Source organism: Crinalium epipsammum PCC 9333, assembly GCF_000317495.1.
GTDB lineage: Bacteria > Cyanobacteriota > Cyanobacteriia > Cyanobacteriales > PCC-9333 > Crinalium > Crinalium epipsammum.
This window is the reverse complement of record NC_019753.1, coordinates 794,035-819,653: the sequence shown is the minus strand read 5'-3', so window position 1 is coordinate 819,653 and position 25,619 is coordinate 794,035. Positions and strand designations below refer to the sequence as shown.

General features: G+C 40.2%; 18 protein-coding genes and 2 pseudogenes. 7 read left to right on the top strand and 13 right to left on the bottom strand.

What is annotated here, in order from left to right:
- Positions 1-119: 119 nt before the first annotated feature.
- Positions 120-530, bottom strand: a complete 411-nt coding sequence (locus CRI9333_RS03495) for a type II toxin-antitoxin system VapC family toxin (protein ID WP_015201780.1) — start codon at positions 528-530, stop codon at positions 120-122.
- Between the two features lie 2 nt (positions 531-532).
- Positions 533-763 (bottom strand): type II toxin-antitoxin system Phd/YefM family antitoxin, encoded by a 231-nt coding sequence (locus tag CRI9333_RS03490; RefSeq protein ID WP_015201779.1) that lies wholly within the window; start codon positions 761-763, stop codon positions 533-535.
- Between CRI9333_RS03490 and CRI9333_RS27240 the strand changes: the two genes are divergently transcribed.
- From CRI9333_RS27240 to CRI9333_RS03480, 3 genes and pseudogenes are all read left to right on the top strand, one after another.
- The gene (locus tag CRI9333_RS27240) at positions 755-928 is read left to right on the top strand and encodes a hypothetical protein (RefSeq protein WP_198013615.1); all 174 of its coding nucleotides are present in this window, start codon (positions 755-757) and stop codon (positions 926-928) included. The genes CRI9333_RS03490 and CRI9333_RS27240 overlap by 9 nt on opposite strands.
- 37 nt (positions 929-965) lie before the next feature.
- On the top strand, positions 966-2,066 hold the full coding sequence (locus CRI9333_RS03485; protein ID WP_015201778.1) for an ISAs1 family transposase: 1,101 nt from the start codon (positions 966-968) through the stop codon (positions 2,064-2,066).
- 213 nt (positions 2,067-2,279) lie between these two features.
- Positions 2,280-3,179, top strand: a pseudogene (locus CRI9333_RS03480) (group II intron reverse transcriptase); the annotation flags it as partial.
- Between the two features lie 407 nt (positions 3,180-3,586).
- On the opposite strand, the gene CRI9333_RS03475 reads toward CRI9333_RS03480, so the two are convergent.
- The gene (locus CRI9333_RS03475; RefSeq protein WP_015201777.1) at positions 3,587-4,282 is read right to left on the bottom strand and encodes an ImmA/IrrE family metallo-endopeptidase; all 696 of its coding nucleotides are present in this window, start codon (positions 4,280-4,282) and stop codon (positions 3,587-3,589) included.
- A 2-nt stretch (positions 4,283-4,284) separates the two neighbouring features.
- Positions 4,285-4,647, bottom strand: coding sequence for a helix-turn-helix domain-containing protein (locus tag CRI9333_RS03470; RefSeq protein ID WP_015201776.1), 363 nt, complete (start codon positions 4,645-4,647; stop codon positions 4,285-4,287).
- A gap of 114 nt (positions 4,648-4,761) precedes the next feature.
- On the opposite strand from CRI9333_RS03470, the gene CRI9333_RS03465 reads away from it, so the two are divergent.
- The 3 genes from CRI9333_RS03465 to CRI9333_RS03455 all read left to right on the top strand — a co-directional run bounded on the left by CRI9333_RS03465 (position 4,762) and on the right by CRI9333_RS03455 (position 8,566).
- Positions 4,762-5,397 carry a methylmalonic aciduria and homocystinuria type D protein gene (locus tag CRI9333_RS03465; protein ID WP_015201775.1) on the top strand — a complete coding sequence of 212 codons (636 nt, stop codon included), beginning with the start codon at positions 4,762-4,764 and terminating at the stop codon, positions 5,395-5,397.
- Between the two features lie 137 nt (positions 5,398-5,534).
- Complete coding sequence (locus CRI9333_RS03460) at positions 5,535-6,353, top strand: PD-(D/E)XK nuclease family protein (protein WP_015201774.1); 819 nt, start codon at positions 5,535-5,537, stop codon at positions 6,351-6,353.
- Positions 6,350-8,566, top strand: coding sequence for a Piwi domain-containing protein (locus CRI9333_RS03455; protein WP_015201773.1), 2,217 nt, complete (start codon positions 6,350-6,352; stop codon positions 8,564-8,566). Before CRI9333_RS03460 ends, CRI9333_RS03455 begins: the two co-directional genes overlap by 4 nt.
- A 329-nt stretch (positions 8,567-8,895) precedes the next feature.
- On the opposite strand, the gene CRI9333_RS03450 is transcribed toward CRI9333_RS03455, so the two are convergent.
- The 8 genes and pseudogenes from CRI9333_RS03450 to CRI9333_RS03420 form a co-directional block, all read right to left on the bottom strand.
- Positions 8,896-9,816 carry a DUF4344 domain-containing metallopeptidase gene (locus tag CRI9333_RS03450; protein WP_015201771.1) on the bottom strand — a complete coding sequence of 307 codons (921 nt, stop codon included), beginning with the start codon at positions 9,814-9,816 and terminating at the stop codon, positions 8,896-8,898.
- A gap of 492 nt (positions 9,817-10,308) precedes the next feature.
- Positions 10,309-10,398 carry an HNH endonuclease gene (locus CRI9333_RS26115; RefSeq protein ID WP_269667526.1) on the bottom strand — a complete coding sequence of 30 codons (90 nt, stop codon included), beginning with the start codon at positions 10,396-10,398 and terminating at the stop codon, positions 10,309-10,311.
- Positions 10,399-10,965 carry a tetratricopeptide repeat protein gene (locus CRI9333_RS03445; RefSeq protein WP_198013614.1) on the bottom strand — a complete coding sequence of 189 codons (567 nt, stop codon included), beginning with the start codon at positions 10,963-10,965 and terminating at the stop codon, positions 10,399-10,401. It abuts the gene before it with no gap.
- A gap of 330 nt (positions 10,966-11,295) precedes the next feature.
- Positions 11,296-11,517, bottom strand: a complete 222-nt coding sequence (locus CRI9333_RS27605; protein ID WP_315863864.1) for a hypothetical protein — start codon at positions 11,515-11,517, stop codon at positions 11,296-11,298.
- Positions 11,518-11,713: 196 nt separating this feature from the next.
- Positions 11,714-12,292, bottom strand: a complete 579-nt coding sequence (locus tag CRI9333_RS03435; RefSeq protein ID WP_015201769.1) for a hypothetical protein — start codon at positions 12,290-12,292, stop codon at positions 11,714-11,716.
- Between the two features lie 17 nt (positions 12,293-12,309).
- A complete protein-coding gene (locus CRI9333_RS03430; protein ID WP_015201768.1) occupies positions 12,310-16,431 on the bottom strand; it encodes an nSTAND1 domain-containing NTPase in 4,122 nt (1,373 codons plus the stop codon).
- Positions 16,432-16,622: 191 nt separating this feature from the next.
- Positions 16,623-17,920 (bottom strand): annotated as a pseudogene (locus CRI9333_RS03425) (IS4 family transposase).
- An 82-nt stretch (positions 17,921-18,002) separates the two neighbouring features.
- A complete protein-coding gene (locus tag CRI9333_RS03420; RefSeq protein WP_015201767.1) occupies positions 18,003-22,004 on the bottom strand; it encodes a caspase family protein in 4,002 nt (1,333 codons plus the stop codon).
- A 65-nt stretch (positions 22,005-22,069) separates the two neighbouring features.
- Between CRI9333_RS03420 and CRI9333_RS03415 the strand changes: the two genes are divergently transcribed.
- Positions 22,070-22,324, top strand: coding sequence for a hypothetical protein (locus CRI9333_RS03415; RefSeq protein ID WP_041225918.1), 255 nt, complete (start codon positions 22,070-22,072; stop codon positions 22,322-22,324).
- Positions 22,325-22,422: 98 nt separating this feature from the next.
- Here the strand turns inward: CRI9333_RS03415 and CRI9333_RS03410 are convergent, their stop codons facing one another.
- Positions 22,423-25,251, bottom strand: coding sequence for a helix-hairpin-helix domain-containing protein (locus CRI9333_RS03410; protein WP_198013613.1), 2,829 nt, complete (start codon positions 25,249-25,251; stop codon positions 22,423-22,425).
- Positions 25,252-25,619 lie beyond the last annotated feature (368 nt).

Below are 25,619 nucleotides of genomic sequence, written 5' to 3'. Positions count from 1 at the left end.
CTGTCTAAAAAACGTAAAAAACCGCCTCTTCCTTCGTATGTATGCTAAATTTTTAGGGAAGTGCCAAAAAAGCAAAGTTGGTAATTAAAAATTATTATGGCTTATTGTGACTTGGCTTTTTAATTTGGGTTCAGCCAGTTTTCTACTTTTAAATTGGGTACGCGGGAAAATTCACGAACATTGTTTGTAACGAGAGTTAGACCAAGGCTTAAGCAGTGGGCAGCAATCAATAAGTCATTACCGCCAATCGGTGTACCTTGCTGTTCTAAATCTGTGCGGATTTCTGCGTAGTATTGCTCTACGGGATGAGTAAGGGGTAATATTTCAATACTATCCAAGATAATTTCAACTTTTTCCGTGAGCTTTTGAGAGTTCTTTTTTTCTGCGCCAAATCTTGATTCGCAAGCTACGATAATACTTGTACAAACTGTATCTTCTCCAACGTTTTGAATTTTGGAAAATATTACGCCTCTGGGGTTTTTTATTAGTTCGGAAATGATGTTGGTATCTAATAAGTATAAATAAGTCATTTTTAAAGCTCAATATCATCTAACGGTAATAATCCTTCGTCTACGTCTGGAAACTCTTCATCCAATGGTTCAAGAGTAGAAAGTGTTTGCAGGAGAGATTTTTTCTGAATGGGGGATATGATGGCGAAGGGAACACCATTTTGCATGATAGTGAGTTGTTCACCTGTTTGTTGAGCTTGATTAATTAGGTTTTGAACGGTTTCGGGAAGTTCTGTAAGGGTAATTTGTTTCATACATCTATTTTACCTTTGATTGCGTTGGTGATGAGGGCGGTGCGATATTCTTTTAATAGTTCAATAGGAGTCAACCCAGAATTTCCAGAACAAGGAACCCCGCAAGGGGCAGGGCTGTTTCATTTTCCAAGGCAAATTCTTAAAGAAAGAGCGATCGCTACCTGATAAAATCACAGTGATCGCTCTTTTTTTTAATAAAATCATGCTTGTTAGTCTAATAGAACACTTGAAGAAAGTCAAGGATTTTCGTAAAAGTCAAGGAAAAAGACATCCCTTATGGATAGTATTATTAGTAGTAGTTTTAGGGATGATGTCAGGGTATCAGGGCTATAGAGAAATTGGGCATTTTGTAAAATATGAGCAAAGGAATCTGATTAATAACTTGGAAATATTTACGGAAAGATTACCATCTTGTGCAACTATAAGAAGGGTAATGATGGGCATGGACTGGCAAAATCTCAGCGAAGTTTTTAATCAGTGGGCTAAAGAAAACTATCCGCAAATAGATGAAACAGACTGGTTGGCAATTGATGGAAAAAGTTTGAGAAGCACAGTAACAAACTATGCAGATAAATCGCAAAATTTTGGGGTAATAGTTTCTGTATTTAGTCAACTAACAGGATTAGTGATAGCCCTGAGTAAAATCGAGAATAAAAGTAAGTCAGAAATTGCCGAAGTTCAAGATATAGTAAGGAATTGCGGTTTTAAAGGAAAAGTAATAAGCGCCGATGCGCTGCATTGTAATCAAACTACAACTAGAGCAATTATCAAAAGTCAAAATAATTATTTAATTGCTTTAAAGAAAAACCAAAATAAATTGTATGAGCAAGTAAAAACTTTAACAAATATGATTGAGCCATCCAGCCGATGTATCACTAAAGAACAAAGTCATGGACGACAAGTAACTCGAGAAGTAACAGTTTTTAATAATATTATTAAATTGAAAAACTGGTCACATATTCAAAGCTTGATTAAAGTAGAACGCTGGGGATGGAGAGGAAGCTCACCATATCAAGAAACAGTTTATTACATCAGTAGCATGAGCGCAGATGCGGAAACGTTTAACCAAAGAATTAGAGGGCATTGGCGAATAGAAAATCAAGTTCACTGGGTCAAAGACGTAATTTTAAATGAAGATAAAATGAAAATTCATCAAATTCAAGCAGCTACTAATTTTTCCATTTTAAAAACAATAGTTTTGAATCTTTTTCGCGGCTTGGGTTTCATCTCTATAACCGAGGGAAAAAGGTGGTTAGGTAATCACTGGAACAAACTGCTCATTATGACGGAAGAATTGACTTAAAATTTGAAAATTATCAGCAGTAGTTTTCGTTAAAAAAATAACTTAAGAGGAGCTTCAAGCCTGATGGGATAAAGCATCGGAAAATTTATGCTGTGTATAGAGTTAATCTATCAAGGAATAATTAATTAAAGTTATATTAAACATTAGTGCTAAATTTTAATTTGATAAATAAAAAGATTTAGAGTCAATGTTGGAAATATAATTCTGGAAAATGAAACAGCCCTGCCGCAAGGGGGGGTAGTGAGTCCCTTATTAGCCAACATTGCACTCAATGGCATAGAGGAGATTCACCACTCCGTGCGATACGCAGATGAGATGGTAGTCATTCTAAAGCCTAAAGACGATGCAGTGGCAATACTTGAGCAAATAAGCCAGTTCCTAGCGGAAAGGGGGATGAAGATTAGTGAGAAGAAAACCAAGCTAACCGCTACGACAGATGGGTTTGATTTCCTCGGTTGGCACTTCAAGGTGCAGAACAACGGAAAGTTTAGATGCGTTCCATCAGAGGACAATTACAAAGCTTTTCGTCAGAAAGTAAAACACATCGTCAACAACTCGAATTATGGTGCTACCACAAAGGCTGAGAAATTAGCCCCTGTAGTTAGAGGTTGGAGGAATTACCACCGCTTCTGCAAGATGGACGGGTCAAGAAACTCGTTATATCACATCGAAGCAAGGGCTTTCAGGGTATTCAACAAGGAATTAAAACAGGATAAACAATCCAGCAAGAAATTACTGGGTAAAGCATTCCCAGAGGTTCCATACTCCGAAAACAAACATATCAGCGTCAAAGGTGAGAAATCACCTTATGACGGAGATATTGCCTACTGGAGCGAACGCAATAGCAAGCTCTACAACGGCGAAACCTCTAAAGCCCTTAAAAAGCAAAACCATTCGTGTGGATATTGTGGTTTAAAAATGCTTAGTGACGAAAAGGTACACTTGCATCACGTAGATTGCAACCATAATAATTGGAAGAAAAATAACCTTTTAGCAATTCACGAAAGCTGTCACAATTACGTCCACATGAGCAAAGGCGCAAGCCAAGAACATCGGGAGCCGGATGCAACGAAAGTCGCACGTCCGGTTCTAAATGAGAGGGGCGGGGAATAATATCCCCCCCTCGACTCAACCAATGATTGTAGTAAAAATAATATAGAAAATGTTTAAGTACTGTGGCTCGGCTAGTAAAAAGTTTTTAAGCAAATTACAAACTGTAGGTGATGAAGCGTTAGCTAAAAAATCGCATATTTTTTTTTATATAAGCACCTAAAGGCTTAAATTTTTCTATTAGGTTATATGAGCCAAATGTTTAAAAAGATGATCTGTAATTAAGCAGATTCGTCAAGCAATACTTTGTTAGCGTAGCACGAAATGCTGACCAACTTGTGAAACTATACTGACTGCTGAATGTGGCAACTTTGCCCCCAAAATTAGTTATAATTAAAAATTAACCATTACAGCAAAATTATTGTAATTGAGTAAATTATGCGACTAATTTAATAAACAAGTATTTCCCATTAAAAAATTTTTGTCTGGCCATGACGAACAGTGTTCCCAGGATAAATTTGCTTAGAACCTTTGGGGATGTAAATCCAGCCAAGGTCTTGTAAGCGGTTTGTCAAATTAGATATTGTTACACCCAGATCCTTTTGTATGGCATAGAGGTGAGACCACTTCGTTAAATCACGTCCCCTTCGCTCTTCTTCTAATTTATACTGTGGCATCAATAAACAACTAGCAAAATACTGAGCTTGCCACTCAATCCAATCAGCTTGAGTTTGGGGACTATTCAGAGCAATTCGTTCGCCAACATCACGACACAAGAACGGTTGTTCAGTCGTCACACAATCTAGGGATAACTCTAGTTGTTCTACAATACCATCAGCTTCATCTTGGTTAATATGCAGTATCCAATGCCCAACTTCATGAGCAATTGTGGACTCTGCAAAACCAAAGTCTTGCTGGAGCTTTGGGATATCTTCATTAATTTCTATCAAACGTTGTGTCGGATAAATTCTAGCCGCTACAGGTCTGCCATCTTGGTGAGGAATCTTCTCCCAAACCATACCCAGGTCTAGAAAATCAACTGCACGTTCAGCTACCCCAGGCCAATTTGGGAAAGTTGGTGTTCCCTCCATACGCCTAAGAAGATCGTTAGCCAAATGCTCAATTTTTTCTTTGGGCAAGAACTGATAAGGCTTAATTACACTCAACTTTATTCCTCCTCACTTTCTGCTTGTGTAGCTTCCCGAATAAATTTTTGAGCCAGTTCAGGATTGTCCCGCATTTGACGGAATAAAACAGGCATCTGTTTTGGGTAGGTTTTAACAAGCTCCTGAACAACTTTGGCATCTTCTGGCGCGATTCGACCTGCTAGGTCGCGTAATTCATAAGCATCTAAATCTAGGTGATGTGCTAATGACTGAATAATCTCCTCTTTAGGGGGATACTCTGCGCGATCATTCTCTAGTTTGGATAGGTAGGTATAATCCACCTTTACCAATGCCGCTAAATCACGCTGGCTAAATCCTTTATATTGACGAGCTTCACGAATACGCTTACCAAAAGTCTTACTCACAGCTTTTTTTCCTACTTACCTACCAATCTTACTAGGGGTTGACGTTGGTCGTCAACCTTCGTTAGCATATGAGTAGGGTTGACGAATTACAACAACCAAACAAGGACACTATATATGGTGTATGGGAAACGGGTAGCTGGATATGAAGTACTTCCTGTGGAACAGTCTAGATTGAAGGCTTTCCAGCAGTACTCACCAATCGAGTGGGTTACAGAAACGGGACAGGCAGTTGAGGTGTCAGTTCATCGGTGTAGTTTGTTTGTCGCCCAAAACCTAGAGCGGGTCTTTCCTGACTGGGTTTTACCTATAACAACTTGCCGAGTGATTGTAGTTCTTCAGCAATCCCGCTACCCCCTGGCGGAAACTGCACCCCACATAGAGAGGGGGAAAGACCGTTTGCGGGAAAGGTTTATCAGCTTTGGCTCAGATGCAGCACGCCATCTGCGGGAGCGTGGTTTCCTAACAGACTTGATAGACCCGCGTACTGGTTATCCCCTCCTGTCACGTCCCGGAGAAATCGCCCACGACGATACCGCCGCAGTCAAAGCTTTGTTAGGCTTTTCAGTCATTCACAATAGCTGCTCTGTGTTAGAGCATCCCAGTTGGGGCAGTGCCGTCTATCCCAGCATCTTGATATCTTCGGCTTCTTCACGAGCGATTATGCCTGTCTTAAAACGAGTCGCTCTACAACACGGTTGGATTGTTCCACAATCAAAAACCCAATTACAACTATCTGTATTAGGAGTTTGAATATAAAACAACAGCACTTCAATGCTAAACAACTGTGTTTCAAAAGGGGCAACACCTACCAATTTTAATTGAGTTTACACAATATTTTTTTCACGGAATATCCTGAAGTCTCAGGAGTAGTTTACTGGAGGTTTTTAATGACAAAAATTTGGCAGTTTGCCAGCTACAATTTATTATCTTTGTTCTCACCAGCCGTGGGTCAAGAACGCTGGCACTGCGATATGAAACGAGGTATTACTAAAGCTAGAAAGAATGAACCACAAGTTAAGGCTCTTTTGGAGGAAGATACCAGATGGCAGCGAATTGGATTGCTAGCACAGAAAGGAGTCTATGAATTTCATCTTCATAGCCAGCTATTGTACTCCTCAGACGGCGTAGAGCGAGTAGCAGAGATTCTGCAATTGAACCAAGAATCGGTTGAAGTCCAGAAACGAGTAAAGTCAACTTTAGAGAACTACCGTAAAAACCCGATTTTAGTTGGGAAAAGCATCATCAAACTGAGTCGAGGTGATGAAGGATTTCCAGAACCAATTCTCATTCAACGTGGAAATTATCTATTTAATTTTTATGCAGCGATAGACTGCATTTTTAGAGAGCCAGATGGCACTCTGCATATTTTAGATTTGAAGACAGGTAAATCCGAATTCGATCGCAGACAAGGATTTATTTACCTATTAGCTGCCCGCTACCTTTACCCACAGCAACCTGCTATTGCTTCATTTTATAACTTAGAAACTGGTAACTGGTCTGCCCCTATTACTGCAACCTCTATCCAACTTGACGTTATTGAGATGGAACTGGCGCGAATTTCCCAACAGCATCAAAAGGATTTATGGCGTTATCGACAAAACCTAGATGATTTTGCGACAATCTTTCCACCTAATTCTGGGCTTCCTTGCCAATACTGCCAATTTAATTCAATTTGTCAATTTTCTGCCTTTGAGGTTCCCACATGATGGCTGCTATCCCCGTTTCCCAAACTGACACATTTTTGGGCGAAGTTTTCCCCCTTACTATCTCACAACCAAATTTAATGGGCTTTCGATTGAGTCCAGAAGTTGACAAGGAGGTAGGCAACCGCTTAAGTTTCCATTTTTGTCGTCAGTTTCCAGACTTAGTTGTTAGTTGGCACGCTCAATCATTTTGGGTATTAGGGAAACCAAATCAGCCAATGCCTAGCCCAGATGCTTGGAAAGAGGCTTTGAAAAATATCCAAAAGCAAGTGGAAGATTTTAGTAATTGTTACTGGTCATTCCAATTGGTACGTCAGCCCTCCGCCACCCCCGATATTTTTGCTCAACTAGCTTTTCAAGTCTTAAGAACAGACCGACCTTTTTCCACAGTTTCTGTTTTATCAAACAATGGAGTTGAGGTTAGGCGTGAAGTAGAATTTTGGGCAGAAACTGTTGAATTAAAAGGAACATTAGAATCAGCACTAGCTTTAACAGTTCAAAGTCGCATTGTTTTCAAAGGAGATTTAGCTGAATTTTATCAAAATCATTCTTATCGACACGAACCTGAAAAGCTTTTGATTGGTTTAAAAGTACAAGATAATGAATCGGGGAGTTTGGCTACTATCACCCAGCTTGTCGGAACAGTAGGAGAACACCGACAAAGGTTAATGGATAATGCCACAGGTTCAGTTAGTAAAGAAGCATTGAAAAATGCGCCAGATGACCAGCCTCTTGTCGCTGTGCAATTTGGTAAGAATAAAAAACAGTTCCACTATGCAATGGCTGCTCTCCGTCCCGCTATTACCTCTGAAACAGCTAGCCAGTTTGGGGTGGAATATGGACAACTCCTCAAGGCGACTAAAATTCGTAATAGCGAGCGACAAAAACTTTTATTGAATTACAAACAAGTAGCATCAAATGCTTTAGCTCCTTATGGGATTAAACTAGCAGCTAGGTGTCTTAACAGCAGAGAATATCCCGATTTGTTTTGGCTACCGCCAGTTTCCCTTTTAGAAACCCCACTTCTTTTTGGCAAGAAACTTACTGAAGTTCAAAGCAAAATCCTTACGGGTCTGAAAAAAGGGGGTGTTTACCGTCGTCATGATGATTATCGTGATTCCTCAAAGTTTATTAAAATTGCTGCTTTGAAAGTGTGCGATGCAACGGTCGCTCCCTTTCTTAATGAAGTTCAAAAACGTCTGAAAGATTATGGATTTGAGAGCCAGATAATTGATAAGAAAGTTCTGTCGAGCAATAATTTAAGCGGTGCTGAAGTCACAGTAGAAGTGGAGAGAGTTGTTAATGATTTAGTGACTATTACGCCGGATATTGTTTTGACGTTTCTCCCAGAGAGCGATCGCCACACAGATCATCGTGATGATGGAAGTTTTTATCATCAAATTTACTCGCTTTTACTCAATCGTCAGATTGCTAGTCAAGTTATCTATGAAGACACTTTAAAGGATGTTGAATACAAATACATCCTCAATCAAGTAATTCCAGGGATTCTGGCCAAGTTGGGAAATTTACCTTTTGTTTTAGCAGAACCTTTAACAATTGCTGACTATTTTATTGGATTAGATATTTCCAGGTCTACTAAAGAGAAGTTACCTGGAACTTTGAATGCTTGTGCGAGTATACGTCTTTACGGTCAACGAGGAGAGTTTCTGCGCTACCGATTGGAAGGCGATTTAATTGAAGGAGAAGAAATCCCTCAGCGACTTCTCGAAAAATTACTCCCATCTACAACATTAGGAGGTAAAACTGTCTTGATTTATCGGGATGGGCGCTTTTGCGGTCAAGAAGTCGATAATTTTTTGGCAAGGGCTAAAGCAATCAACGCTAAATTTATCCTAGTAGAATGCAAAAAATCTCATATCCCTCGACTGTATAACTTGAACGAAAAAGTTGTGACGGCACCAACACCAGGGTTAGCACTTCGCATTTCATCTCGTGAAGCGGTTCTGGTAACAACTCAGGTTTCTGAAAATGTGGGTTTGGCTCGTCCCTTGCGCTTGATAGTTCATGAACAAGGACATCTGGCATCAATTGAGAGTGTGGTAGAAACAACTCTTAAACTTACTCTGTTACATCATGGAGCACTAAAAATTCCACGATTGCCAATGCCACTATTTGGCTCAGATAAAATGGCTTATCTACGCTTAAATGGGATCTATCCGAGTATATTGGAGGGCGATCGCCAGTTTTGGCTATAGGCTTATTGATTAATTCGATAGCATGGGTTAATACCTCATGCTTGGGTATATATTTCGATGATACTTTGCCTCAAAGTAGGCAAAGTTATGATTTGTATTATTTAGTGAAAAACCCTTAACAACGGGTTGACAAATGTGACAGATTACTTGGTTACACTTGGTTGCACGAACCCTATGTTTCCGCCAGATAGGTTAGAACAAAAGCCAAAGATAGCAATACAATTTGATTGACTTGAGTAAAATTCAGTACTTGTAGTACTTTTTGTAGTAATTTGTGTACAATCTGGGTCACTAAGGGATTCACAACAACAATCTGAATTTCAACTTGGTTAAAATGTGGGCGCTGAAATAGAAGGTGTTGCAACCTCTTCTTTGTCCATCTGGATAGCATTTTTTTCTACGTTTTTCCAATTTTCCAAAGCTTGTTTATATTCATTAGGACAACGGCTAGCTCTACTACCTAGTCTTTGCTTATAATCTTGGTAAATAGATGATGTAGGAGAACTACCGTATACTAAGCAGGCAAGGTTATAAAACCTTTGTATGTCTAAAGGATGCTCATTGGCATAGTGCGAGGAAGTTATTTCTTTTCTTGCAGATTCAACTGCATATTGTGCAGCAATAGGAAGTAAAGCTATATATACAAACTCTTCTTTGCTAGAAATTATAGAACGAAAATTTTTATCAAATGATGGATACTCCTTATATAACTCGTTTATTGTGTTTATAATTGCAAAACTATCAGCCACTTGTTCTTCAGCTGCAAAAACGGGAATTTTGTATACATCTATTAAAGCATGTCCTAACTCATGTTGAAAAACAAACGCCAGCCCAGCATTTACTGTTATAACCTCTATTGCATTCCTCTGCTCTTGAGTATTTAGATTAGTTAGGCTTAGTGCAGCTAACTTTTTGCCCAATTTCATATACTTGTATAAAAGCTCATAACAAATAATAATCTGCTTTTTTTGGGGATCGTAAAAAGCATTCTCTTTATGACATTCTCTAGCAATTACTTTAAGATTTAAATTTTTTAATCCTTTTTTTTTGTTCATTCCCTCAACTGCTGCATAAAAAATTGGTTCGGCTATCTCTTTTACAATAATGTTTTTTTGATTATTAGCAGGTTCAATGATTAACGTATTATTTTCTTGTTGTTTACTATTTTGTTTTTCAAAAAGTACTCGATTTGTTTTTTGGGCAAAAACAGAATTATTGGTTAGACATAATTGAAGAGCTATTAAGAACAATAGGACACTTTTTTTGTATTTGTAGTTGATTTGGTATTTTTTAGCAAATTTTATGATTCAATCCTATTTGATTTAAAATTCTAGAGCAATGTTGTTCTAGCTCTGTAAATTCACTTCAAGCTAACCTATGCTATGTTGCACATAATGTATGTTGTAATATTTCTTAATATAAGAAATATATTCAATGGCACAACCCAGTTCTAGATAATTAAAAATTTAGTTTTAATTTAATCCTTTAGGAATTTTTACAGGTAGCAAGTACCTCGTTATAAGTTTTGAGTTGAACTAAGCGATTCCCTCACGAAAACTGCTCGTCTTCAGAACCGTGCATGAGACTTTCACCTCACACGGCTCTTCAGTGATAAGGTTATTGTCATTGATACCTCTATTACCCAATTTGACCGACGTAAACTTGACACTATTGCAGCTAGATTTTGTACCGAGACTTCTATCCCTAGCAGTCTTTTTAGTGTGGCAATAACAGTGTAATAATTAATAGTTTTTGAACTCATTCTTTCCGCCTTTCGATTTAGGAATTATATGGTCAACTTCCATCCTTCTACCCGAATATTTAAAACCTATCTAGGAGAGTTTTTTGAGGAAATTTTGTACTTTTTGGTAGTCAGATCTAGCTCCAAGATCAGAAAAAAGTTTTGCAGATCTCTGCAAATCTCTAATTGCTCCTGGTCTGTCCTTTTGCGCCTTTGCAATACCTCGGCTGTAGTAAGCAGTAGCGAGCCTAAACTTAAGATCCTGCTCACCACCAGTGAAATCAACACTACGAGTGCCCTCAAACTCGGCAGCAGAGTCAAGGTTAATTGCTTGGTTAAAATTATCAATTGCTTTTTGGTAATCTCCAATTCCAGCATAGGCAACACCACGCCCGTAGTACGCCTCAGGGAAATTAGTATCTGGATACTCTAATTCAAGCTCCATTGCCCTAGTAAAATCTTTAATCGCCTCTCGGTATTCTTTTAGCTGAATTCTTGCAAAACCGCGATCTAAGTAAGCGTTACCAAAATTTGGATTAAGCCGAATCGCCTGATTGTAGTACTCAATTGCTCTAAGGTAGTCTCTTCCATTCAGATGAAGCCTTTGTCCCTCATTGTATAGTTCTTTTGCTGATCGCTCAGATTGTTCCGATTGCATTATTGAAGGCTCAGGCGAGGGTAGTGGTATAGAAGAATACGCTGACTGAGTTAGTTCTAAAATTACGGGAGTGATTCCGATAGCTATGTAAACAAGGAATTTACAAAGCTCTATATTTCGTCTAGAATCCATAGCTCTAATTGAAATCCTCTAGCTGTGGTTTATTTTGTTACAGAGATTGTGATCGCTCTTACTAACACCGGGCTTATTTTTTAAGTAATCATGCACCCAATTACAACCCTGGACTTGTAGATCGTCTAAATCTAAATTTCACATAATTACTGTACCATCCCCACTAACAGAGATTAGGGTCTTGCCATCAAAGTTAAACTAAGCCACTCCATCACCAAGGTAATTCGTCTCCAAAACCGTGCTTGAGGCTTTCACCTCACACGGCTCCTCAGTAATAAGATCATTGTCATTGATACCTCTGTTACCCAATATTAATAGAATTAGGTTTAGCACTTTGGCAGTCTTTTTATCGTGGTAATGACGGGGAAGTAATTGCATATTCTTATAATCATTTTTTCCGCCTTTTGACTTAAGAATGATATGGTTAGTATCTATTACCGATTCTTCTGTGAAATGTTATTCGCAGTGGGAGCATTTTTCTTTCGGCTGCTTCAGTAATGTTGTCACTAACTTAGGGACTTCAGGAGGTTTACCCAATCTTGAACTCCAATAAACTAGGTAGCCATCATAAGGACTGGAACTTAAGAAATCATCGATTATTTGTAAATTACTTTAGCTAAGGCTGAAGTTTTCTGAGGGCAACCTGTACTCTTTGGTAGTCAGATCTAGCCTCGATATCGGAAAAAAGCTTTGCAGCTTTTTGCAAATCGCTAATCGCCTCCTTCCTGTTTCTCCGTCCCTTTGCAATACCTCGATTGAAGTAAGTGGTGCCAAGCTTATGCAGGGCATCTTGCTCATCATCATAAAAGGAAGAATTATTTGTTGGCTCTGTTTCGCTTATATAAAGCCGAGTAGCCTTGTTGTAATAATCTTCCATTGCACTGAAGTAGGTGGTGCCAAGCTTATGCAGGGCATCTCGCTCACTACTAAGCATTGGAGTAGGCTGTATATCTTCTATCTGTTTTTCACTTATATAAAGCTGAGTAGCCTTGTCGTAATCTTCCCTTTTACCCTTCTGCTCACCTAAATCCGAACTGGTACGTCCCCGCAGGTAATAAGGATCAGCAGATGGTATGTTTTTATCAATCACCTGAGTCAAATGTACTGATAAAGTCATTCCTCCGAAGACAGTGCTGACTCCTATAATCATGTAAACAAAGAGCTTATACAGGCTGAAATTGCGACTTGAGTTCATAGTTTATTTAAAATAATCTAATTAATTGTATATATGCCATTACAAAGATGGCGATCGCTCTTACTAACGTTAGAATTATTTTTTAAGTAATCATGTACCCAATTACAGCCCTGGACTTGTAGATCGCCTAAATCTAAATTCCACATAATTACTGTACCATCCCCACTAACAGAGATTAGGGTCTTGCCATCAAAGGTGAATTTCACGCCTAAGACAGTGCTACTATGTCCTTGGAGGGTTTTGAGTTCTCTACCGTTAAGGCTCCAAAGCTTAACTGTGTTATCTGCACCAGCTGAGGCAATGACTTTGCCATCTGGGCTGAAAGTTACGTCCTTAACCCAGCCGCTATGACCCCTCAAAATTATAGGCTCTCTGCTACTGAAGCGCCAAAGTCTTACTGTAGAGTCATTACTAGCAGAAGCTAGTAATTTACCATCCGGGCTGAAACTCACACTGTTGATCCGATCTGTATGACCTTTGAAAGTTTTGAGTTCCTTTCCGTTGAGGAGCCAAACTTTAATTGTGTTGTCTTTGCTTGCAGAAGCGATTAACTTACTGTCCGAGCTAAAACTGGCACTATTGACGTTATTGGTATGTCCTCGAAAAGTTGCGAGTTCTTTGCCATCAAGGTTCCAGAGTTTAACAGTTTTGTCATTACTGGCAGAAGCTAGCAACTTACCGTCCGGACTGAAAGTTACACTAGCGACTAAATTGGTATGACCTTTGAAGGTTTTAAGTAATGTGCCATTGATGCTCCGAAGTTTAACCTTGGTACTCGGAATAGTCCTGCCATCCGAACTCAGTTCAATGGAGTTTTCAGCACTGGCAATTGTCTTACCATCTGGGCTAAAACCTACACTGATAATAATGTCGTCGTACTCCTCAAGAGGTCTGAGCAATCTACCTTGAAGATGCCTGAGCTTTACTAAGCCATCATCTCTAACCAAGGCAATGGTTTGACCGTCTGGGCTGAAACTTACAGTAGTAATCTGAACACTAGAGTCCTGAAACATTGTAGGTTTCCTACCATTAAGGCTCCAGATTTTTACTGTGTTATCAGTACTAGCCGAGGTAAGGGTTTTGCCATCGGAACTAAAGCTCACACTGTTGACTCCATCGCTGTGACCTTTGAGGGTTTTAAGTTCTTTTCCATCAAGGTTCCAGAGTTTGACCGTCTTATCCTGACTAGCCGAGGCAATGGTTTTGCCGTCGGAACTAAAGCTCACGCTTATGACTTCATCGCTGTGACCTTTGAGAGTTTTAAGTTCTTTTCCATCCAAGCTCCAAAATTTGATTGTTTTATCCCAGCTAGCCGAGGCAATGGCTTTGCCATCGGGACTGAAACTCACACTGTTGACTCCATAACGGTGACCTTTCAATGTTTTGAGGAGAGTGCCATCAATGCTCCAAAGTTTGACCGTCTTATCCCAATCGGCTGAGGCAACTACCTTACCTTGGGGTGAGAAACTTACACTATTGAACCGACTACCAGGTTGTTGAAGATTCTTGCGTAAAGTGCCATCAAGGTTCCAGAGTTTCACTGTGGAGTCATCACTAGCTGAGGCGATGGTCTTACCATCTTGGCTGAAACTCGCCCCGTTAACACTATAAGTGTGTCCCTCTAAACGGTTGCGCTCCCTAACCCCGTTAACTGCCTTCTGAAGCGATATGATAGTTTGAATTTGGGTATCAGTACTAGCCCCTCTCAACCACTTTAGTTGTTTTAGGGTTTTTGCTGCCTTCAAACTTTCTAATAGTGCCTCGAACTCCTGCCCGGACGAAGAAAACGCTTGTGCAGAGGCACTCGATGCTCTAATTTGGGCATCTAAATTCTGAATGTACTGAATAAAGGCAAATCCCATTAGAAACACTATTACTCCTGTAGCAGCAATACTTAACCCGACGCGGTTTTTTCGTCTTTTCAGGCGGCTGTGCTCAACAAACTCCAACTCTAGAAAATTCAGCCAGCCGTTATCTAAATCAGATACTTGCTCTACTAGAGGCAGGCGGGGATCATCATCCCAGAGAATACCAACAGCTTGCTTTTTATTCGTTGCCCACTTGTTAGCGTCAGACGTCAGCTCGCGCTGTAGAAGTAGATTTGCTTGTTCCTGAGTTCTCCACTGCTGTAGCTTATCCCACCCCCGAACTAATGCATCATGCGCTGGCTCTATATAAGGTTCGCCCTGAGAGTTTGTTCCTTCCACGATTAAACGGGCTTCAGAAAAAGCTTGTATTACCTGTTGCACCCGCTGATTCTCTTTTGCGTGTCGGTACACCAATTCAGATTTAGGTACCCGTCGCCGTGCTGACTCTCCTCCCTCTACTGAAACCATCCGCAGCATCACCCGACGCACGCTTTGTTCATTAGCTGGGTCAAACTTGGCCAACTTCTCATACTCTTCAGTGGCTCTCTTAGTAAGAGAACCCATAACCCCACCCAAATCCTCGTAGTCCTCCTGGGTCATTGCTCGATTATTACCCCGACGCTGCAAATACTTAAGGTAAAGCTCGCGTAGGGTAAAAGAAAGTAGTGGCAGCGCTCCCGGCATTTGCACCACATCATTAATCAGCCGCTCTACTAGCTTGGGAGGCTCAAAATACATCGCTTTTTCTGCGGCTGGCTTCTCAATGACCTCCCGCAAATCATCCTGCGTCATCAGTGGCACGACAAACCGCGCTGCCATCCAATCACTGCGCTCCAAAAGCACACTCGAAAACTGAGGCTCAAAATCAGAACGTAGAGTAATGACAACGTTTAACCTTCTTGAATGATTAGCCAATAATGCTTTGAGCCAGCTCAGGAACTGCTGCTGCTCCTCAGGCTGACACATAGTAATTAGTTCTTCAAACTGGTCAATTACCAAAATCAACTTTTGCTCGGAGTTGTTTCCCAAGCTCACCATCTCAGTGAAGGTTTGCGGTGCTTGTTGTAGCTTCTCACTCAGCATATTGATGCAGTTCAAATCATCTCTAGCGCTTGCGTTGGTAGCGTGCAAGACTGCTTTGGCAAGGGCTGCAAAGGGAGACTTTCCAGGGCGCGAGGGTTCGATAATTTGCCACTGCTTTTCGCGCAAGCGGGGAAGCAAACCAGCTTTAACTAAACTCGACTTGCCTGTACCTGAAGCCCCCAAAACAACTGTCAGTGGTGGCTTTTCCCGTTTAGACAAGTGGGCGTATAGCTCGTTAATTACTCGTTGTCTACCAAAGAATAGCTCTTGGTGTGCTTCATCAAACGACTCTAAACCTCGGTAAGGGTTACTTTTTTCATCCAGTAGAGGTGCTTTTTGTAATTTCTCTTCTGCAAAATCGGGACTGACGAAAATGTACTCTCCCTTATCGTGCCGCTTAAGTTGGCACAATCCTGGGGTTTGTTTGGAGGTTAGCTTTCCTAACTCGCTGTGGAGATAGACATAAAGTTCAGTGGCAGTGAGTACACCGTCTTTCGTTAAATCTGCTACTCCATTTAGTGCCTTGAGCAGAAGGTCAGCAAAAGGGGAATGACCCTCTATTTTACCTCGTTGTCCAAAACGGTAAACGGAATCTAATGCTTTCTCGTCATAAGCAGCAGAGGTGATAACCTGCTGGGCGTAACCAGAGGTAAAGCGCTCATAGCGTTCTCGATACATTCTCTGCGAGCGCACCGCATCTCTATGAAGTCCTGCCCAGCGAAAGGTTCCTGCAAAGCAACAATCGAGGATAATCAACAGATGACGGCAAGGAAGTTGAACGAGAGCATCGTGCAATTGCTGCATCGGCAACAAGGTACTGCTATCATCAAGTTTCGCATCTTGGGGTACAAGGTAGCCTGCTGGGCCTTCTGTATTGTCAAGTCCATCGAGAGCGATGCCATGTCCTGCAAAATAGAACAAAACGCGATCATCCGGTTCAATTTGCACCTTACTCCCATCTGGTAAAAGCAGCATCTTCTGTGTAAAAGCTGCCAACAAACTATCGAGCCGAGACTGAGTTGCATCCGTATCAAGCAGTGGCAGAACTTGGTATTTGTATTTATCCTCCAAAATGAAGGCAAGTTCCTTCGCGTCATGGACAGCCGTCTCAAGCGCTGGAACGCCATTATTGACATCATATTGATTGATCCCGATAACCACTGCTAGACTGCGTTTCAACTCAGACACAGCTAGAATTCCTCGCTGATAGCACGTATAGATCTGTAGGTTACATAAAGGGAAATGAGTAATCCCTGATTGGTAATAGTTCTTAACTAGCACCAATTACCAATTACTCACACCTGATGTGTACCGAGTCAAACTAAGGTTGGTTAGTAGGTAAAGCCCATTGGTGACAAGTTAAGCCTGTAACTGTTTTGTCAAGAGGCTTTCAGAGAATTGTTGAAAAAAAACTGGTCAGACCCTCGTTGAAGATTGGGAAAAGGAGCGACAATCAACTTAACATTGGGGTTTCGTTGCTGTTTGATAATACCTAAATCTCGATTTTCGGGATCAGCAAAATACTTAACGGGGTCTGTTGCCTTACCTTTCTGATGAGCCATAGTAAAATGATAAAGACCGCGATAAATCATTTCTAATGAAATCTCGTCGAAGGGGAGAGCAAGTTCATCTGCTACGGCATCACCTAAATCTACTAAAACCGCATAAAATAACCAGGTCGCCCAAATTTGTAACTTAATTCCATTGATTGAACCCGTCCATAAATAACTTAAACCTAAAAGCCTCTTGACTGTGTTAAAAGCATCTTCAATCCGCCACCGCCGCCGATATAAATCTGCTACCACATAAGGGGGTAAAATATTAGGGTCTAGGACGCTGGTTAAATAAGAATGCCAGGTTTTTCCTGACCTGACTTCAATCAAACGCAAGGTAATAAATGGAGTCTTCTTTGTGCCAGAACCAAAGCGTATCTTCCGATCTCTCAGTTCATAACTATCGGTAAATATTTGTTCTACTTTGATTGCTGCTCCTTTTTTATTCTCGTTATAAAATCTACTTTTTTCTCAATTAATTGAAACCAAAAATTAAAGTGATAAAACCCTCTATCCAATAACAGCAAGGTGTTTTTTGTTACTAAATTTAGAATGTTTTCTTCAAGTTTAATATCAGAAGCTTTAGAATTTTCTTCAAACCAAATTTCTACAGGTAATCTAGTCATTAAATCAATTACTGTACTCATTTTTCCGGCTAATTGCCCTCTTTGAGTCTCTTCTAAGCTTTTTAACTTCCTAAACAATGCCTCCAATGTTGACCCATCTACTATCCAAATCTTCTCAAATTTTGACAAGGTAAATTGAATACTTTCTGGCAATGGACGTTGATTTCTACTATGCCAAGTTGCTCTTAAACTCGGCAATAAATCTTTAAATACTTTTTCAAATAATTCAGATGGAAATGTTAAAAATCTTTGTGATACCGCTTGTTGACTAACTTTTGTGGGACTACACCACAGAAAACCATCTCTGGCTAACATTCTTGTTAGTTCTCTGACTCCTGCCACATCTCGCCACAGCAAGGTCAACACCGCCGCCATCATCAACGGTAAATTCAGTATCCGTTCTCTGAGTCCTAATTTTCGGTAGTAATTTTCTTGATTTGTAATGGCTGGTGTCAGTAATTTTTCCAATTGCTTGGCTATTACTTCGTCTTCCACCAGTGGTCGTTGTTTCTTTTTCGCATGGTCTCGATTGGTTTTTCGGCTTTGTGTCATGGCTGGTCTAAATCGCTCAACTACTTGTCTAGACTGAGTTTCTCACGATTTTTGACCTAGCCAAATACCACCCTTGACAATTTTCTCTTTTCCTTAACTTGTCACCAATGGGTAAAGCCTGACTACTTTGATTCTGATTGGCTGGCTTTTCTTTTGGGGGACGCTGCAACACAAAAATTAAGCCAACAATAACTGCAACCAACAATGCAACTACCCCAATAACCACGCCACTTATTCTAGGACGATTTTCCCTCTCTTCAGCCGTGCTGTCTAATTGCGTCGAATTGACGCGATTAATTTCATCGGAGGAAGCAGAAGGAGTTGATATGATGTTTGATTTCGCTTCCTCTTGAACAGGTGAAATTGTCGCAGAGTCCAGCACGGGTTGAGAAGCAATACTCTGCCTGTCATCATCAGCTATTGGTGAAGGAATCAGTTCTGCTGGCGGCTGGATGTCACGATTTGGGCTTGGGTAAAGTGCCTTGGAGAGTGCATCTAACCCAGCTTGATGAGTAAAGTAAGTCAAGTGATCGCAGGCAGCATCAGGTAGTAATATCCTGGGCTGAGGCGAACGATTGGAACTGACACTTTTGATGCTGGCTAAAGTAACGGCAATATCGTTAGGTTGGCTAAAAAACGCTAAGTCTACAACTCTGTCCACAGCTTTACCAAAGAGTTTCTGCATTAGTCGCTGTAGTGAGTTCGATGGCAAGTTTTGTTGAAGTGCTGTAGCTGCTGGAACAATCGAGCGATCGCCTGCAACAATTGTATAGGGAACGTGGGGGTCTGAATTTTGTGCGATCGCCTTTATGAAAGGAGAATCAGGCTGCATTTGGTCTAGCGAGTAGTCGTTCGCCTCCAGAAACTCCAGTAAGCCAGCCACGACATTCGTAGGCCATACAATTGCCGAAAGTTGATTCAACCCTAAACCAAGAGCTGTGAAAACCCAGTCTTGTACCGCAGACCAAGGAGAACCAGCGTTTGGCGTGCCTAACATTACCAAGTGTTGCACAATTTTATTCCCACCCTCTCGCTCGATAAACCACCGGGAAACTAAACCTCCCATCGAGTGAGCCACAATATGCAACTCTTTGCCGTGGTTTGGCCCCAAACCAACTTCTTGCAATCGTTGTCCTAGAAGCTTGCCATTTTCCTCAATGGTGGTTTGGAGATTCTCGTAGTCGAATGTCAAAACTAGATCATAGAGTTCTCTGAGCGGACGCTTTTGTCCATCTCCCTCTACTCTGGCTTTATAGATACTGGGAACCATACTTTTAGTATCGCCAATAATACCATGTATATAGAGGACAATTCGCTGAACTTGAGCGACCTGAGCTTTAACTTTCTCCTGATTTTTTTCGTAGATTACCTCGTTTTCGCCAACCTCTGCTACAGCTAGAATCGGATATTCAAACGGTCTTCCCAGTTTTTGATGGGCAACTTTTTCAAAGAAAATCCGGATTGAGCCTTGCAAGCTGCGGCTACTTATAGTTGGCTGGGGCAAACGTTCTAGCGTAATCTCTGTTTTTCCATTTTCAGTCTTTACCCTTCGTCCTAAAGGCAAGAAAAATTCACCATCATAACCCAATGCTAAGAGGTTTTCATGCTCTGCTAATTCTGTATTAACCAGCAATTTTAGAGGCGCTTCTGCTGTCACAACCGTATAGTCTTCTACATCAGTTAACTCCAAAGCACTTAAGCCTGGATCGCTACCTCGGCTAGTAGTAAATTGGAATGATTCAGTCATACGAGGTTGTTGCCGCAGGATAGGAGGCAAAATTAGATTTCCTAAATCTCGGCTCGCTTGCGGTATCGTAGTCAGATTAACATTTGCTCGCAAACTTGGATGGGGTTGTACCTCAACTACACCATTTTGTAATAGGGTGTTGCGATTGGAATGAATTGGTTGAGCCTCCTGAGGTCGCACAATTGTAATTGTTACTTCCTTGGTCATCCAATCATCATAGTTGCCTCTAACTCGGACAGCTTCACGAGTGTTGACTCCCGCCATTAAACGGTTAAGCGTACCTTGGTGTTCCTCTACAGAACGGTTTGGTGGCACTGGGCTTAACCCATCTTGCTCTAGCAAACTTGCATCAAATTCTGTAGTACTGACAATCAGTTTTAATAGATCTTTATACTCAGTAATGCCTTGTGAAAAAAAAGCATCTGGTACAATGAAGGCAATATCATCAAAGCTTTCAACTCTTGTGCTTCCTTCTGTTCCTTTAGGTAAAAGCCGGATGCTACTTGTCTGCTCAAAGAAGGGAACACCTACAGCGTAGCTTTCTGAGAGATCTAGTACATTGCAGTAGAACGTTTTATTGCTGTGATTGGTTAGTCGAATTTGTATTATTGGCGGTGTCCACTCACCATTTTCATAAGTGTACTCCACCCGCATCTCCGACGAGGCTATTTGAGATTCATCCGAATTTCGCGAAGATTCTTGCTGCCCAGAAAGGAGGATGATCTCCATTTCTACATCATCGGATTTAATGCGACTTGTGGCAGGAGTAGAGAGTTCGAGAATGTTAGTCCAACGGGCGATATGTTCTAAACGGAGAATAATCTCGGAAGCATTTTCAGGGGTGTAACCTGCCTGATTTGGGTGTTCTGGAATGGGGGCGACTAAAGGACGACCATCGTCGGGATTCGTAATCCAATACTGACCCTTACGGGCTACTAAATAGTAGTCTGCATCTGTAGCTTGATCTACTTGACGCACATACAATGATTTTTTGTTACCAGGTGCGGCTGTTTGTAGTGCTTGCTGTGCTAGTTCTATACCTGTGGCTTCACCCGGCTCCCCTGTGATGTAAACTGGCAAAGGCGGCAGGGGTAGGCTTGTTACTACAGCCCAATAGCTTTCGATTTCAGAGAAGCTTTCTCCACTACTAAGAATTTCCACCTTGCTGCGTTGCGGCAGCACTTGAGTAACTCGCGCTTCACCTAACGCTGCATCAAGTTGGTGCAACTGTTCTGGAGTACTTCCCGCCGGAAAGATTGCTAATAAAGTGTCTCCACCGCTAGAAGCTGTTGGAATACCGTGGAGAGCGCCTCCGTCAATTACCCAAGTACTATTGTTCTGGCTGTGGGTCAAGGTAAAGTAGAAAGGACGTTTTTTAATTGCACCACCCAGGAAAAGTTCGCGTAAATCCATTGGGTCAGTTGCATAAACTTGAGGCGACTGTTCCTTGACTTTGCCGCTCACCAATGCATTAATATTTCTCGCCAAATCTAGATAGGTTAGGCTACCATTTGTCCGCTCCAGTGTTTTCAGCAGGAAGTAAGAAAAAGCACCTCTTGGTTGACCGTCTTCTGCTTTATACTCTTTCGCCAGCTCGTAGTCTCGACAGGCCGAGAACATAACGTGTTTACCATTAGGCAAGACTACACCTGTCTTCTTCTTGTCCTGATTTTGATAAGACCTTAGCAATTGCTCTAAGACTGTTTTGTCATCCGCAAAAATAAAGCTGCTCAAAGGTCGCTCCCGTGAGTCTACAGGCGAACGACGCACTGTAATTTCAGGGGATAAATCTCTCGTTCCCGAACCGGAGTGACAGCAGTCTAGAATGATAACAACATGAGGGTTTTTCTGTGCAACTTGGGAAATTAGGTAAGCTAATTCCTTATCTGCTAGGTCTCGGCTACCTTCTGTACGACTGTCGTAGCAGACTAACGTTTCATCTAAGCGGTCTGCCTCCAACTCCCAAAATTCTTCAGGTGCTTTCTCTTGAGCACCATGACCAGCATAGTAGAACAACACTACATCATCACTGTTAGCCTTACATAGGTGCTGCCCAAAGCCGTTGATAATTGCCATCCGAGTCGCCTGCTCGTTCTTCAGTATCCACGGTTGATCTGTGGGTTCCACCAGTTTCCATTCGCCGTCTTGAGCTATTCGCTCCTTCAGATACGCTTCTATGGCTTTGATGTCGTTAACGCAACCTTTTAATGGAGGGATTGGGGGAACAGAGGCAGGAGCGTAGTTGTCAATTCCAACTAACAGCGCGTAGATGTTCTTAGCCATAGTTATCCTACTGCGTCAGGCTTTTTTACAAATATAGAAGACAAAACCAATAAAAGCAGCAGCGCGTGCTGAACGGCAGTTGCTTAGGGAAAACTGACTGGGAGGCTCTACATTTAAAATCTGAAAATCGAGGGTCTGTTTCTAAGTCGGGTAAGAGTGCAGAATTTAGTTCTAAAGAATTTAATTTTGGGTCTGCTACAGGCACGGTAGCGTCTTTGTCTAGTGCAACTGCTTCTAGTTCAAATGAAGACGCGGTAGCGTCTGCGACCTTGGGATATTGCTACAGCTTCGGACTATTCCTAAAGTCTGTTATTGAGTAGGTTACTAGATGATGAGTATTATCAATCAAATAATTACTTTGGCTAGGTTTGGCAATGAGACAGATGTGGAGAGACTTTCCTGATTCTAGTTTCTTGCGCTATTGCTCCTTATAAATGAAATTTTTTAGGTTTTGTTTGACTTTGCGATCAATTTGAAACATTCTATTGATAAAACCTTGTAATCCTTCGCTTATATTTTGCAATTCCAGTTGAGTTTGCTGCAATTTTTCTTCAGTATTGGCTAAGTCCTGTTGTAGTTGTTTGCATTCAGTTTGATAGTGGGCTGTTTGTTCCTGATATTGTTTGAGTTGGAGTTGCACCTCTGCTAACTGAGTTTGCAGTTGTACAGTTTCTAGTTGAGCTTTCTCAAGTTTTCCTGAAGTTTCCGATAGCTGGTTTTGAAGCTGTAATCGGTTTTGTTCAGAAAGTTCTAATTGATCGCAAACCTGTTTTAGCTCGGTTGTAACTCGATTAAGTTCTGTTGGGAAAATGTCACGCTCTTGTTGAGTTTGTCGTAGTTGATTTTGGCTATCAGATAGCTGTAACAGAAGATTTGTTTGGATTTCTTTTAAACTTTTCAGTAATTCTGGGGGTGCGGTTTGGGGCTGTTCTAACTGTTGCCGAATTACAGATATTTCTGCTTTTAATTCGGAGGTTAAAGATTGAGTATCATCAATTACTTGGTTATAAATTACTGCTAGTTGTTCAGTCAGTAATTGGATATAAGGAGATAGCTGTGATGATTCATCAAATAGTTGCCTTTGTAAGCTTTGATTGATGCACTGAAGTTGGGTTTGTAAATCTTGTCTTTTTTTATACAGGTGGTTATATTCTTCACGGGATTGCTGTAATTCAGATAGAAGTTGAGAATTTTGGTGTTGACTTTGGGATAGCTGTTCATTAATTTCTTCAAGTTTAATCTGCTTTTCTTGATCTTCAAATTTTAGTAATTGATTATTATCCTCAAGTTCATTAATTCTATGCTGCGCTTCGGTTAATTTTTGTTTAGTTTGATCGAGTTCAGAATGGAGACTTGAATTTTGATTTTGAAGTTCTTCTACCTGACTCTTAAATTGAGATGTAGATTGATGTATCCGATCTAATTGACTGCCAAAATCTTGAAGCAAAGTAGCATTTCCATCCTGAGCTTCCTGAAGTTTAAGTAGGATTGAAGATTGATTGTTGTATTCAGGTATCTGTTTTAACTGTACTTGTATCTCTTTAAATGACTTAGAATTTTCTTTTTGAATTTGAAGTAATAAAGATTTTAGATTGTGTTTTTCCTTATTTGCTAAGGATAATTGAGATTCTAGTTGCTTGATTTGCTCCAACAAATCATTTCTCTCTTGAGAAAATTGAGTGTTTTGCAAAGCTAATTTTTCATTTTCATCTCTAAGTATTTTTAGCTCGTTTCGAGTCGATTCAAGTTCTAATTGAACTGCAAACAAATTACTCTCTTTTTTTTGAATCTTTAATTTTTCTTCTGTTAAATAGTCATTTATACAGTTTTTAATTAATTGTTCTTGGTTTTGTAAAATACTGATTTGGCTTTGCTCGATTTTTTCTGCTAAAGGAAAGTAGATATTGCTCAAGTAATCTGTTTGATTCTTTGAATGGTTAGCAAACACATTAATGGTATCCGGTGTTAAAGAAACAGTTTTTGACCTTACTGGCGATTCGTTAACTGATAATAAATTTCTTCCTTGTAAAATCAGTGATTGAATCTGTTCATGGAATCTTGTATTGGATGGAAAATACTCGATTCTATTCAATCCTGAAAGACTACTATTGACCTTTTCAAGATTAATAATAAGTAAATTTATTTGTTGAATATTTAAATTATCTATTTTTAACTGAGCATCAATTTCGTAAGCGATTGATTCAAAATTTTCAATTTTATACAAATCTTGTTCGCTCATTTGATGGCAATGTTTTGACCTAATCTCATGGATATAATTCCAGATTGTTTGGAGTATCTCAGAGGCAACTGATTTTAAAGTTTCTCTAAATATATTTTTTTTATCGGACGTTTTTAAACCAATTGTCTTTAGCCTTTGTATTAATTTTCGATTAGAAGGTAAAATAATCCAAGAATATACAGATTCAGCAATTTCCTCACTAATATTATTAATTAATTTTAATTGATCGAGATCCGCTTGCAATAATTCCTCGCTAGACGAAAATTGTTTAGTTAAATGCTTTGCTTCTGTAACTGATACATAACGAATCCTTAAGCTGTATAATACTTTCCACCAAGGATAATTTCTTGAATTGTTCAGTTCAGTTAATAATTTTTGTGCTATTTCTGGTTCAAAATTTGCTTTATTAGTAAAATCTTCTAATTTTAGTCTGTATAAATCTGCTAACGATTTGATTTCGCATTGATTAATAAGGTTATTGATCAATTCATAATCTAGTTGATAATATATCCAAGGTTGCCAGTAGCGTATCATAGATGGTAATATACTGGAGCAATCTGTATTGATACAACGAGGTTGATCGTGTTCTAATTTCAATATTGATTGTTTACAAGCTGGACATTCTTCAGGGATTGAAAATTGTGAATGCTTGCCATAATTATCCGATCTTAGTAAATACAAGTAAAATTTAGGCTGCTCGCAATGATCACCAAAACGCTCATAAGTATATTTACATAAATGTATCTGTTCGCCTACGCAAATATTATGATGTATAGCTCCAATATCAACTATTGCTCCTGCAATCATTTGACCATCTAACTCTACCTGTTTTAAACTAACTAAAACTCTAATCTTTCCGCATCTAGCTGTCTGTATTTTATAATCAGTGATTTCGGTCTCGGCTACTCCTCCTAATTTAGGACTATCGTAACTTGGTTCAAATTTTACGCTCTTGACTTCAACTATTTCCCCTTGAGGTTGATTTAATAGTATTGATTGAGTATCCATATTTACCATCTTCTACTAACTAATATTGATTAAAATTTGTTGTAAATACTAGCCTTTAGCTAAATCTAGGCTAATTCCGACTAATGGGGGACTTTTACTCGAATTGCACTCTGTACTCTCCTATTGGGATCTTCCACGCTTGCGTTGGGGTAATTTTACAATATTGCAAAATAAATCTACCTCTAAAATACAGCACCTTGCAGAACTATGAGGTACAGTAACAGCAGTTTTCCTGCCAAGCGATCAAGTTGCTCTCTTTAACTCTCGGTCTACTCCAGGCGCGTTAGCGTCTTCCTCTACAGAAACTGCTTCTGGTTCAAGTTGCTACTTAGGCAACAAACTTCGGCAGTGTTGCGGTAATTAAGTTT

Coding starts and splice junctions, on each gene's coding strand:
- CRI9333_RS03495 (WP_015201780.1), bottom strand. CDS start 530: ATGACTTATTTATACTTATTAGATACCAACATCATTTCCGAACTAATA.
- CRI9333_RS03490 (WP_015201779.1), bottom strand. CDS start 763: ATGAAACAAATTACCCTTACAGAACTTCCCGAAACCGTTCAAAACCTA.
- CRI9333_RS03485 (WP_015201778.1), top strand. CDS start 966: ATGCTTGTTAGTCTAATAGAACACTTGAAGAAAGTCAAGGATTTTCGT.
- CRI9333_RS03465 (WP_015201775.1), top strand. CDS start 4,762: ATGGTGTATGGGAAACGGGTAGCTGGATATGAAGTACTTCCTGTGGAA.
- CRI9333_RS03460 (WP_015201774.1), top strand. CDS start 5,535: ATGACAAAAATTTGGCAGTTTGCCAGCTACAATTTATTATCTTTGTTC.
- CRI9333_RS03455 (WP_015201773.1), top strand. CDS start 6,350: ATGATGGCTGCTATCCCCGTTTCCCAAACTGACACATTTTTGGGCGAA.
- CRI9333_RS03445 (WP_198013614.1), bottom strand. CDS start 10,965: ATGCAATCGGAACAATCTGAGCGATCAGCAAAAGAACTATACAATGAG.
- CRI9333_RS03435 (WP_015201769.1), bottom strand. CDS start 12,292: ATGAACTCAAGTCGCAATTTCAGCCTGTATAAGCTCTTTGTTTACATG.
- CRI9333_RS03420 (WP_015201767.1), bottom strand. CDS start 22,004: ATGGCTAAGAACATCTACGCGCTGTTAGTTGGAATTGACAACTACGCT.
- CRI9333_RS03410 (WP_198013613.1), bottom strand. CDS start 25,251: ATGGATACTCAATCAATACTATTAAATCAACCTCAAGGGGAAATAGTT.